Genomic DNA, 12869 nt, shown 5'->3' with positions numbered 1-12869 from the left:
TTTAACTTGCGGTTGTTTTTTTTTATCTGCTTTTATAATAAATAGTTTTTTCACCTATTCTTTTGATTTAATAATTTTCTTACATAAAAATTAATTATATTTATAGGGAAGCACCAACAAAATAAGTGCTTTAGCCTTAGTTATTTACTAGATATCCTTAATAAAACACTGTAACCAAAACCTAAATAAAGTAGATATTAAATAACCATAATTATGAAAAAACTAATAATACAATTAACTTTAATTGCGACGCTTTTTGCATTGACTTTTACAAATCAAAGTTGCGAACAGAAAGAAAAAGAAACAATCAAAGACATTGAAAACGTTGTGGTCGCTAGATCCGAAAAACCTGAATACTTTTTGCTAAGACCAGAAGTGGAAAAAGCTTATGGATATTCGCACGCTGTAAAAATTGGTAATGATATTAAAATTTCAGGTGCTGTTAGTATGGACGATGAAGGCAATCCAACCGCGATAGGTAATTTAGGTCAACAAATGAAAAATTGTTATGCCGATTTAGAAAAAATACTGAAACACTACGGTTGCACATTTGATGACGTTGTTGTGGAAAATGTTTTTACCACTGATATGGCATTATTTCTTGAAAACGCTGCTTACAGAAGTGAAATTTACACTAAACAATTTCCAACAGGCTCTTGGCTTGGAGTAAAAGAATTGGCGGTACCTGAATTTATGATTGAAATAGAATTAGAAGTACATAAACCGGAATAAAAGTACATTTTCTTATCAAACAACAAAATTAAAGTAAGTAGTAGGACAAAACACAACCTACTACTTAAGTGCTTATACTGCAGACTTGCCCGCGCTAGGGATTGTAGCGGCATCCTTTTTTTGCTGCCATAAATGGCAAAAAAAGATATAGTGTAAAGCCCGCCCCTTTTCGGGTAGCCTTCCTGCCGGCAGGCAAGCGCCCAAAACAAAAAAATCCCGCTTTACAGCAGGATTTTTTAAATAATTATATTTCGTTATGCTTATACGAATAAAGGTTTATCCTTCATCATAGCATTTACTTTTGTTTTTACGGTTTCCAATACTGCCTCGTCTTCAAAGTTTGTAATTACTTCATCTACCAGCTCTACAATAGCTCCCATATCGTTTTCTTTTAAACCACGAGTTGTTATCGCAGCCACTCCTAAACGAATTCCTGATGTTACAAATGGTGATTTATCATCGAAAGGCACCATGTTTTTGTTTACGGTAATATCTGCCTTTACTAACGCTTGCTCCGCGTCTTTACCAGAAAGGTTTTTGTTACGTAAATCGATTAACATACAGTGGTTATCTGTACCGTTAGATATAATGTTATATCCTTTTTCTACTAAGGCATCTGCCATAGTTGATGCATTCTTTTTAACTTGTAATTGGTAGGTTAAAAAATCGTCTGTTAATGCCTCGCCAAATGCAATAGCTTTAGCAGCAATAATGTGCTCTAATGGTCCACCTTGATTTCCAGGGAAAACTGCTGAATCTAATAAAGACGACATTTTACGTAAACTTCCGTTTTTAAGTTTAATTCCGAAAGGGTTTTCGAAATCTTGTCCCATCATAATCATTCCTCCTCTTGGGCCTCTTAATGTTTTGTGGGTTGTTGTTGTAACAATATGACAGTGTGGAAGTGGATCGTTTAAAATACCTTTAGCAATTAAACCTGCAGGATGCGAAATATCGGCCATTAAAATTGCACCAACACTATCTGCTATTATTCTAAAACGCTCAAAATCGATATCGCGAGAATATGCTGAAGCCCCTGCAATAATTAGCTTTGGTTGCTCTTTTGTAGCAATTTCTTGAATTTTATCGTAGTTTAAAACTCCTGTTTCTTGTTCTACCCCGTAAAATACTGGGTTGTATAATTTACCTGAAAAGTTTACTGGCGAACCATGTGTAAGGTGACCACCGTGAGATAAATCGAATCCTAAAATTTTATCTCCAGGATTTAAACATGCATGGTATACCGCAGTATTAGCTTGACTTCCTGAGTGTGGTTGCACATTTACATAAGTAGCACCGAATAATGCTTTTGCTCTATCGATAGCGATTTGCTCTACTTCGTCCACGACTTCGCAACCACCATAGTAACGTTTTCCTGGATATCCTTCGGCATATTTATTAGTTAACACAGAGCCTGCAGCTTCCATAACTTGGTTGCTTACAAAATTCTCTGATGCAATAAGTTCAATACCATGTAATTGGCGTTCTTTTTCTGCTTGTATAAGTTCAAAAATTTGTTCGTCGCGTTGCATAAAATAGAGTTCTAGTTAAATAATGTGCAAAAATAGCAAATAGATTAGTTATAAGTATTAAAAAAAAGTAGAATTGTTTTAAGTTTTCAACGGTTTATCAACTGTTAATATTTCTATAGATTTTTTCCGTTTTATTCAGTTAAAATAAAAAAAATGTTTAGGTTTGATAAGTTTACAATAAACCTTTAACTAAATAAGACATGTCATTATCCGCAAATAATCCAGATAGAACTTCGTGGTTACACGTTGATAAAAACTCAGACTTCCCTATACAAAACATCCCTTTTGGTGTATTTTTAACACGCGACGATATTATTACTATCGGTACTCGTATTGGTGATACAGCTATAGATTTAGGGGCTTTACATCAATTAGGTTATTTTGATGGCATCCCATTAACCGACGATATTTTTTTACAAGACACCTTAAATGATTTTATTGCCGATGGCAGAAAAACATGGCGTGCTGTAAGAAACAGAATAGCAGAAATTTTTGATGCCGAGAACGACACACTAAAAAATAACACCAAACATAAAGAAACCATTTTATTTCGTTTGGACGAAATTGAAATGCAATTACCCGTACAAGTAGGCGATTACACCGATTTTTACTCGAGTATAGAACATGCAACTAACGTGGGTACCATGTTTAGAGACCCTGATAATGCGCTTTTACCAAACTGGTTACATATTCCGGTTGGCTATCATGGTAGAAGTAGTTCTATAATTCCATCTGGTATTCCTATACATCGTCCGCAAGGGCAAACACTTCCAAACGGTGCTAAAACTCCGGTTTTTGGACCAAGTAAATTAATAGATTTCGAGCTAGAAATGGCGTTTATTACAACCGATGCCAACGATTTAGGTGAGCCTATCCCAATCGATGAGGCCGAGGAATATATTTTCGGATTGGTATTACTTAACGATTGGAGCGCTAGAGATATTCAAAAATGGGAGTATGTTCCTTTGGGACCTTTTTTAGCTAAAAGCTTTGCTTCATCCATCTCGCCATGGATAGTTACTTTAGACGCCCTAGAGCCTTACCGTGTGGAAAGCCCTAAACCATTAAAAAAACAGCTTGATTACCTTAAATATAAGGGCAAAAAGAGTTATGATATTAATTTAGAAGTTTCCATACAACCTCAAGGTGCTAAAGAAAATGTGGTAAGTAAATCTAATTTTAAATATATGTACTGGAATATGTCGCAACAATTGGCCCACCATACTATAAATGGTTGCCCTATTAACTCTGGCGATATGATGGGAAGTGGCACTATTTCTGGCCCTACCGAAGACAGCTACGGATCCATGTTAGAATTAACTTGGAAAGGCGAAAAGCCAATTAAATTAAAAGATGGTACAGAACGTAAATTTATAAATGATAACGATACGGTAATTATGCGAGGCTATTGCGAAAAGGATGGTACGCGTATTGGTTTTGGTAAAGTGGCCAATAAACTATTACCGGTTTACAAAAAGAAATAATGAGGTGTCACTGATAAAGTGAAGATAAAAATCCTGCATAATGCGGGATTTTTTTTTAAACCTTAATAAAAGCATCAAGCTTGGTATTTATCATTTAAAAACAGTAAGGTTAATCATATAAAATACAAACAAAAATCACCCTTAGTCGAATTTATTAGTATTTCATAGATAGTAATCGTATTTTGGCACCACTATTGAATAGTAACCAAAATAATCGAAATTTGATAACTATGAAAAAACTACTACTCCTTTCAGTTGTACTTTTATTAATTATAGCTTGTAACACCAAAAAACAAGTTGCAATGGCTGTTAATTCTGGTAATTACGAAAGTGCCATAAACACAGCGCTTGATAAGCTAAGAAAGAATAAAGACAAAAAAAGTAACAACGATTATGTAATTATGCTTCAAGATGCCTATTATAAAGCTGAGGAACGCGATTTAGAGGGCATTACTCATCTTAAAAAGGACAATAGCAATGAATCTTTAAAAAGTATTTACAACCTTTATTTAGAATTACATGCGAGGCAAGAAGCCATAAAACCAATCTTACCTTTACAGGTGGATGGCAAAAACATTCCGTTTACTTTTAATAATTACAGCGATAACATAATACAAGCTAAAACGCAACTTGCAGATTACCTGTACGAAAAAGGGTTAAAACTTTTAGAGGTTGATGATAAATATAGCATTAGGCAGGCACATAGTGAATTATCGTACTTAGACCGTATTAGTCCAAATTATGAAAACACAAGACAGCTTTTAGCAGAGGCTCACCAACGTGGAAAAGATTATATTTTAGTATCCATTCATAACGATACCCAACAAATAATTCCACAACGATTAGAAGCCGATTTATTGAACTTTGATACGTATGGTTTAAACAAGTTTTGGAGCGAATATCATGCTAATAAAGTGCCAAATATTAACTACGATTATGCTATGCACCTTAATTTAAAGCAAATTGTTGTGTCTCCAGAGCGAATTAACCAACGTGAATTGTTAAGAGAAAAAGAAGTTATTGATGGTTATGAATATGAAAAAGACAGTAAAGGTAACGTCGTTAAAGATAGTTTAGGTAACGATGTAAAATTTGAAAAAATTATAAAAGTTAGCGGCCGCTTATATGAAACTATACAAACTAAAACTGCCGAAGTCATTGCAGATGTTGTATATATAAATACCCAAAATAACCAACCCGTAGACACCTTTACTATTAATAGTAGTTTTATATTTGAACATATTTTTGCCAAGTATAAAGGCGACAAGCGCGCCTTAGTAAAAGAAGATAATCAATTGTTAAATAACAGACGTCTCCCCTTTCCTAGTAACGAGCAAATGGTATTTGACACTGGTGAAGATATAAAACTGCAGTTAAAGCAGATTATAAATTCTTACGCCGTAAGATAATAAACTAAAAAGGCCTCCAAATTAAAATTTATTAGGAGGCCTTTTCAATTTAAATTATACTATATAATTCCTAACTTATATAAACTGACTCAAATCAATATCATTAATAGCACCATGAGAAGCATGCGAAATCACTTCCCCTTTTTTAATTATTAAAAGTTGTGGCGATTCGTGCATGACTTGAAATTTATACCCCACTTCATTCGATACCTCTCGGTAATTTAACAAATCCAAATAGTATAAATCCAAATCGTTTTCTGTTAATCCATAAGCTCCAACAAATTGATTCATAACCATTCTACTTATACCACAACGCGTAGAATGTTTAAAAACAACCTGTGTTTTGGTATTTGATTTTTCAATAATTTCGTCTAATTGCTCTAATTCACTTAATGCAATCCATGGTAATAATTTATCCTCTTTTGGAGTTTTAGAACCCCCAAATAATTTTCCGAACATAGCCATTTTATTTTAGCAATTTATACTGCAATAATTTAAACAAAAATATCATTATTATGATATATTTCATTCATTTTGTCGAAAGGTTTTGGTTAACTTACATTTAAAATATTAACAACACTCAAACTGACGAAAAGTCACTAATAATAAGCTCAAATCAGCCATTTTGTCTTGCAACTACTATTGGTAAGGTAATTGAAATATATCCTTTGAAATCAATAATAAAAATAAGGTTTTCGCTTTAGCGGAAATAAAAACACATTATATATGAACCTAAACAATTATACCATTAAATCGCAAGAAGCCATACAGCAAGCGCAGCAAATTGCTCAAGGTTATGGCCATCAACAAATAGAAAACGAACATATTTTTAAAGGCATTTTCGAAGTTGATGAAAACGTACTGCCATTCATTCTAAAAAAACTGAATGTAAATATTTCCATATTAGAACAAGCATTAGATAAGCAAATGGAGAGCTTTTCAAAAGTTTCTGGAGGCGAACTTATGCTCTCTCGCGAAGCCGGAAAAAGCCTTAATGAAGCGTCTATAATTGCTAAAAAAATGAAAGATGATTATGTATCTATCGAGCATTTAATTTTAGCCGTTTTTAAATCTAATAGTAAAATAGCGCAAATGCTAAAAGACCAAAGTGTGACCGAAAAAGGTTTAAAAGCAGCTATTGAAGAACTTAGAAAAGGAGAAAATGTAACCTCACAAAGTCAAGAGGAAACTTATAACTCACTTAACAAATATGCAAAAAACTTAAACCAGTTAGCGAAAGACGGTAAACTAGATCCGGTTATTGGTCGTGATGAAGAAATACGTAGAATTCTTCAAATTTTAACACGCCGTACCAAAAACAACCCGATTTTAGTTGGAGAACCAGGAACTGGTAAAACCGCTATTGCCGAAGGTTTAGCGCATAGAATTATAGATGGTGATGTTCCTGATAACTTAAAAGATAAGCAAATTTTTGCTTTAGATATGGGTGCGCTTATTGCAGGCGCTAAATACAAAGGTGAATTTGAAGAACGTTTAAAAGCCGTTATTAAAGAAGTAACTACTAGCGAGGGTGATATTGTTCTCTTTATTGATGAAATCCACACGCTTGTTGGTGCTGGTGGCGGCCAAGGCGCTATGGATGCGGCAAACATTTTAAAACCCGCATTAGCTCGTGGCGAACTGCGTGCTATTGGAGCAACTACTTTAGACGAATACCAAAAATACTTTGAAAAAGACAAAGCTTTAGAGCGACGTTTTCAAAAAGTAATGGTTGATGAGCCTGATACAGAAAGTGCCGTTTCCATACTAAGAGGTATTAAAGAAAAGTATGAAACACACCACAAGGTTCGTATTAAAGATGATGCTATTATTGGCGCTGTGGAATTATCACAACGCTATATTACAAACAGGTATTTACCAGACAAGGCTATCGATTTAATGGATGAAGCCGCTTCTAAACTGCGTATGGAAATTAACTCCAAACCAGAAGAGTTGGATGTTCTAGATCGTAAAATCATGCAGTTAGAAATTGAAATTGAGGCCATTAAACGCGAAAAAGACGAAACCAAGTTAAAATCGCTACGCTCAGATCTAGCAAACATAAAAGAACAGCGTAACGAAATTAATGCCAAATGGAAGTCTGAAAAAGAAGTCGTTGACAATATTCAAAATATAAAACAGAATATTGAAAATTTCAAACTAGAAGCTGAAAAAGCTGAGCGAGACGGCGATTACGGAAAAGTAGCAGAGTTACGTTACGGCAAAATTAAAGAAGCCCAAGAACAACTTGAAGTTTTTCAAAAGCAGTTACAAGAACAGTCTGAAACCTCTTTAATAAAAGAAGAGGTTACTTATGATGATATTGCAGAAGTCGTAGCTAAGTGGACAGGCATACCGGTAACCAAAATGCTGCAAAGTGAACGTGAAAAGTTATTAAAACTTGAAGACCAATTACATAAACGTGTTGTAGGACAAGAAGAAGCTATTGAGGCCGTTAGTGATGCCGTAAGACGAAGTCGTGCCGGTTTACAAAACCCAAAAAAACCAATAGGTACCTTCTTATTTTTAGGAACCACTGGTGTTGGTAAAACAGAATTAGCAAAAGCATTAGCCGAATATTTATTTGATGACGAAAATGCCATGACCAGAATTGATATGAGCGAATATCAAGAGCGTCATGCTGTAAGTAGATTAGTAGGAGCGCCTCCTGGATACGTAGGTTACGATGAAGGTGGACAGTTAACAGAAGCTGTAAGACGTAAACCTTATTCTGTAGTGCTATTAGATGAAATAGAGAAAGCACATCCAGATACCTTTAATATCCTTTTACAGGTATTGGATGAAGGGCATTTAACCGACAACAAAGGACGTGTAGCCGATTTTAAAAACACGATTATAATTATGACTTCCAACATGGGAAGTTCTATAATACACGAACGTTTTGAAGCTACAAAAGATATCGATTCGGCCATCGCAGCCGCTAAAATTGATGTGTTGGCCTTATTAAAACAAACCGTTCGTCCGGAATTTTTAAACCGAATAGATGATACGGTTATGTTTACACCGTTAAGCAAGGACAATATTGTTGAAATTGTAGGATTACAACTAAAAAACGTAACCAAAATGATAGCTAAACAAGGTATTATTTTCGATGCAACACATGAAGCTGTAAATTATCTTGCCGACAAAGGTTATAATCCGGAGTATGGTGCAAGACCTGTAAAACGTGTTATTCAAAAGGAAGTTTTAAATGCTTTAAGCAAAGAGATTTTAGCAGGTAAGGTAACAACAGATAGTATTATATTATTAGATGCCTTTGATGATAAATTAGTTTTTAGAAACCAAGGCGATCTAGTTAAGGAAGAGTTTTAATAATAGACTTGTAATTTTATAAATTACAAGTCTAATTAATGGTTGGTTAGTTGAAAAGCAACATGAATCTTAGTTTAAGTTGATTGTTGCTTTTTTTTATCCCAACGAGTCAACCAATCCTAAATTAATAAAATTTTGTTAAATGATAAATTACCCCTTTTTCTGATTTCATACAACTCCCTGAAAATGTGACAAAACCAATCTACACCTCGATTCCTTAAAAAAAATATCACCCAAAACATAATATTTTGGCGTATATTTAGTTAATAAGTAAAATCAATTACCGTTAATCTAAAATTAATAATTTAATACCAATTAATGAGTTGAAATTAATAAATTAGCAATAGTGTATGCCCCAAAACACACATTATACTATTAAACAATTGATTTTTTTCGCCCTCTAAAGAAAAAAACTTAACCCTAAAACCTACAAAAACTAATGATGGACATTTCCAATTACATAGACTTTACATTATTAAAAGCTAGTACTTCAGAACGTGATATTATCGACCTATGTCATGTCGCTAAAACCAAAAACTATTACAGTGTTTGCATAAGCAGCTGCTTCGTTGCACTTGCAAAACAATTACTTGAAGATTCTAATGTTAAAATATGTTCTGTGGTAGGATTCCCTTTGGGAAGCATGTCGACAGAGGCTAAAGTTTTTGAAGCCCAAAAAGCGGTAAAAGACGGTGCAGACGAAATTGATATGGTAATTAATTTAGGCTATTTAAAAAGCAGAAATCATGTTTCTGTTTTAAAAGATATTACAGATGTAAAAATGGCCATAGAATCGACCCCTTTAAAAGTGATTCTTGAAATTTCTGAATTGAGTAAAAATGAAATTATAAAAGCTTCAGAAATATGTATTGATGCCAATGCCGATTTTATTAAAACCTCTACAGGCTTCTCAAAAAGTGGTGCCACTTTAACAGCAGTTAAAATAATTAAAAAAACTATTAGAAATAAAGCAAAAATAAAAGCTTCTGGTGGTATTCATGATTTTGAAACCGCTATAAAATACATTGATGCTGGAGCTGAAAGAATTGGCACATCTAAGATTATAAAAAGTAAAAACAACCAAAGGCAAATTAGGAACACCGAGATTTATACAGATTATATTGAAACGGTTCTAAACAAAAAACCAACCACAACCATTGAAACTAAAAGTAATGTATAAAACATTTTAGTACTGTTATAGTATTAGAAAATTTAACACCTAAAAAAACGTCCTATAAACCATGGTTTATAGGACGTTTTTTTTTACGATTTAATAAGTTACTGTTACCTGCTCTATGCCTATTTTTGAAAGTAGTTCTAGTTTATCTTCATCAAATAAAACATCTAAATTATTTAATATTGATAACTTAGAAATTGGCTTATAATTATTGTAATCTACAAACCGAATTCCTTTTACATAACGCTCATTATAAGCTTCACGAAAACGCATTCCTAAACCATCATTTTCATGATAAGAATACGCTAAATAATCTACCTTATTGGTTTTGGTATGCACCCAATACAGAAAAACATCATCATAGTCCTCGCCACCTCCATCTTCATTAAAAGTCACCTTAATTTTATGGTAAGGCTCTCCTTTAATGGATACCTCAGCAATATATTCTTTATTCACGGCTTCGGAATGTAAACCAATGGGTAAAACCGAGAAATAATGTACAGAATTTACCGAAGCACTATATAAATTTGCAATTGTATCTGGCAAAACAACATGTTCATGATTTATAAAGCGTTCAAAACCATCATTCGTAAGCCTATCAATAATAGAATCACTTCCCTTTACAGAAATTCTTTCTAAAACATAATTACCGTTATTATGCTTAGCCAAATAATGCTTATCTCTAAAATCGAATTCAATAGTTGAGGTTTTAAAACGTTCGCCGCCCGAAACCTTTATAGATTTATTTATAATAGCCTCTGCACTAATCGTCTGCTTTTCACAACTAAAATTAAGACCTAATAAAACAAAAAGTAACACAGTATTTTTAAGCATATTTGGATTTTTTTTTAACTTAGTAGTAAAAGTAAAGAACACCTTAATCAAAATATGTTAAACTTTAATTAATACTGAACATTTAATTTAAAGATAACCTCATCCCCTGTAAATTTTTGAGCTAAGCTATTCATCGCACTTTCTTTTAATTGTAAAACACGCGGATAACCTCCTGTAGTTTGGCAATCTCGCATTAAAATAATAAGTTTTCCTGAGGGAGTTAATTGAACAGTTCCGGGAAGTACCACAGAAGTTATTATTGCTTCTAAGGTATTCGTTAATGGTTCATTTAATTGATATGCCATTCTATTATTCTCTTTTGCAATTGTAAATGTAGTGCAAAACAATTTTTCTTGCTGAAAAGTAGAAAGCAAATCGAATTCTGGACCTTTAAAAACATCAATAGTTGATGATTTTAAATACCCTTGATTTATTCGTAATCTGGAATGGTGGGCACTAGGAAATGAAGTAATGTTATTTAATCCTAATTCATCATTTTTTTTAAGTAAATACCGAGTCGTAATACCTTTAAACATACTTTTACTCCCCATAATGCTTTCGATTTCAAAACCACCGGAAACACCTAAATAACAACGTATACCTAATTTTACTTTCCCAAAAGACAGCACATCGTTAGGATTAACTTTTATTTTTTTATTATTATCAATGAATACATCATTTAATTTAGGGCGCATATATGCTCCCGACAAACAAATTGCAGTTTCGCAATTAAACTGTAATGTAGCTCCTACAATTGTCATTTCAATAACGGCAGCGTTTTCATGATTCCCTAACAAACTGTTCACCAATACGGTGGCCTGCTTATCCATAACGCCAGAACTAGGAACACCATATTGCTGAAAACCATCACGACCAAAATCTTGAATACTAGAATAAAAACCTGGTTTTAATACTTTAACCATAAAACACCTCACTTTCTAAGCTAAACACCTTGGCTTCTACTAAGGTTTTAATTTGTTTGTATTCTTTTAAAGAAATACTGTAAAACTGAATTTTATCGCCCGCCTGCGCAAAACAAGGCTCATTTTTAGAAGTATCGAAAAACTCAATTGGCGAATTTCCAATAATATTCCAACCACCTGGACTTTCTTGAGGATATATTCCGGTTTGACCTCCTCCAATAGCCACTGCTCCCTTTTCTACTTTTAAGCGTGGGGTAGCTTTTCTTGGTGTAAATAACTTAGCATCTAAACCTCCTAAATATAAAAAACCTGGTAAAAACCCTAAAAAGTACACGGTATAAACTACTGCTGAATGCCTTTTAATTATGCTTGCTTGGGTGCAGTTTTTTTCTTCAGACATATCCTCTAAATCAATACCAAAACAAGCATCATAACATACAGGGATTTTCCATAAGCGACATTCAATTTTTGGTAAATTGCCAGTACTAAGATAAATTTTATCTAGCGTCTTTATCTCCTCATTAAAATCAATCTTATTTACATTATAAATAACTAATAATGAATTATATGCAGACCTTAACTCAACTATACTTTTAACATTATTTTTTGATATATTCTCTTTAAAACTAAGTATATCTTTTAGAATACTAATATTAATAACCTTTGGCCAGTTTATTAAAATAGAGCGTTCTCCAAAAGGTTTATATGTAAGAGAGAAGGCCAATACTAACTATCTAATTTTATAGCCCATTTCTTTTAAACGACCTACTAAATTTGAAACCAATTTAACGGCATCAGGATGATCGCCATGCATACAAAAGGTATCCGCTTTAATAGTTTCCAAATTACCAGAAATTGTTTTAACCTTTTTATGAAAAACCATAGAATAAACATGGTCGAACATAACATCTGGATTCGTAATTAAAGCATTGTTTTCTTGTCTTGAAACGAGTGTTAAATCATCGTTATAATTTCTATCAGCAAAAGCTTCGTACAATATTTGAATATTATTTTGAATGGCAACTTGTGCTATTACAGAATTAAATGGCACGTATAATTTAACTGGTAATGCCAGTGCTTTTACAACTTCAACTATAACATTTGCCGTTTTTTCATTTACTGCTGCCAAATTATATAAAGCGCCGTGAGGTTTTATATGATGAAGCGCTACATGTTCTTTATTTAAAATAGTTAATAAATCGTTTATTTGATTTTTAACGGAGGTATAAAGCTCCACACAAGACATATCTATAATAGAGCGACCAAACCCCTCTTTATCAGGAAATGAAGGGTGCGCGCCTATTTTAACACTATATTTTTTAGCCAACGCAACTACTTTCTGCATCGTTTTTTGGTCGCCTGCATGACCACCACAAGCAATATTGCATGACGAGACATATGACATAAGTTGGGATTCATTTCCCAAGCCTTCGCCTGTATCTACA

General features: G+C 33.4%; 11 protein-coding genes. 5 read left to right on the top strand and 6 right to left on the bottom strand.

All coding sequences use genetic code 11. The features are described 5' to 3' along the window. Window positions 1–213: 213 nt before the first annotated feature. Window positions 214–732 (top strand): RidA family protein, encoded by a 519-nt coding sequence (locus ABJM36_RS15945; protein ID WP_348452545.1) that lies wholly within the window; start codon window positions 214–216, stop codon window positions 730–732. A 260-nt stretch (window positions 733–992) separates the two neighbouring features. Here the strand turns inward: ABJM36_RS15945 and glyA are convergent, their stop codons facing one another. Next, window positions 993–2264, bottom strand: a complete 1272-nt coding sequence (glyA, locus tag ABJM36_RS15940) for a serine hydroxymethyltransferase (RefSeq protein ID WP_348452544.1) — start codon at window positions 2262–2264, stop codon at window positions 993–995. Window positions 2265–2464: 200 nt separating this feature from the next. Between glyA and fahA the strand changes: the two genes are divergently transcribed. Then, window positions 2465–3748 carry a fumarylacetoacetase gene (fahA, locus tag ABJM36_RS15935; RefSeq protein WP_348452543.1) on the top strand — a complete coding sequence of 428 codons (1284 nt, stop codon included), beginning with the start codon at window positions 2465–2467 and terminating at the stop codon, window positions 3746–3748. 230 nt (window positions 3749–3978) lie between these two features. Then, entirely contained in the window at window positions 3979–5157 is a 1179-nt protein-coding gene (locus ABJM36_RS15930) for a hypothetical protein (protein ID WP_348452541.1), read from the top strand. Between the two features lie 75 nt (window positions 5158–5232). Here the strand turns inward: ABJM36_RS15930 and ytxJ are convergent, their stop codons facing one another. After that, window positions 5233–5622: a bacillithiol system redox-active protein YtxJ gene (ytxJ, locus tag ABJM36_RS15925; RefSeq protein WP_348452539.1), complete on the bottom strand. Its 390-nt coding sequence runs from the start codon at window positions 5620–5622 to the stop codon at window positions 5233–5235. Window positions 5623–5883: 261 nt separating this feature from the next. Here ytxJ and clpB point away from each other — a divergent pair, with 261 nt between their 5' ends. Further along, a complete protein-coding gene (gene clpB, locus ABJM36_RS15920) occupies window positions 5884–8490 on the top strand; it encodes an ATP-dependent chaperone ClpB (RefSeq protein WP_348452537.1) in 2607 nt (868 codons plus the stop codon). A gap of 442 nt (window positions 8491–8932) precedes the next feature. Beyond that, entirely contained in the window at window positions 8933–9670 is a 738-nt protein-coding gene (gene deoC / locus ABJM36_RS15915) for a deoxyribose-phosphate aldolase (protein WP_348452638.1), read from the top strand. Between the two features lie 90 nt (window positions 9671–9760). Here deoC and ABJM36_RS15910 read toward each other — a convergent pair whose 3' ends face one another. The 4 genes from ABJM36_RS15910 to pxpA form a co-directional block, all read right to left on the bottom strand. Continuing rightward, on the bottom strand, window positions 9761–10501 hold the full coding sequence (locus ABJM36_RS15910) for a DUF6503 family protein (RefSeq protein ID WP_348452535.1): 741 nt from the start codon (window positions 10499–10501) through the stop codon (window positions 9761–9763). 68 nt (window positions 10502–10569) lie between these two features. Beyond that, window positions 10570–11424, bottom strand: coding sequence for a biotin-dependent carboxyltransferase family protein (locus ABJM36_RS15905; protein ID WP_348452533.1), 855 nt, complete (start codon window positions 11422–11424; stop codon window positions 10570–10572). Beyond that, on the bottom strand, window positions 11417–12148 hold the full coding sequence (pxpB, locus tag ABJM36_RS15900) for a 5-oxoprolinase subunit PxpB (protein WP_348452531.1): 732 nt from the start codon (window positions 12146–12148) through the stop codon (window positions 11417–11419). The genes ABJM36_RS15905 and pxpB overlap by 8 nt, the downstream gene beginning before the upstream one ends. Window positions 12149–12154: 6 nt before the next feature. Beyond that, window positions 12155–12869 (bottom strand): 5-oxoprolinase subunit PxpA (gene pxpA, locus ABJM36_RS15895; RefSeq protein WP_348452529.1); only part of this gene is annotated, 715 nt, incomplete at its 5' end.

This window comes from Algibacter sp. (assembly GCF_039977455.1).
In the GTDB taxonomy this organism is placed as follows: domain Bacteria; phylum Bacteroidota; class Bacteroidia; order Flavobacteriales; family Flavobacteriaceae; genus Algibacter_B.
The sequence above is the reverse complement of the archived record's forward strand: the minus strand, read 5'-3'. Positions and strand labels throughout refer to the sequence as shown.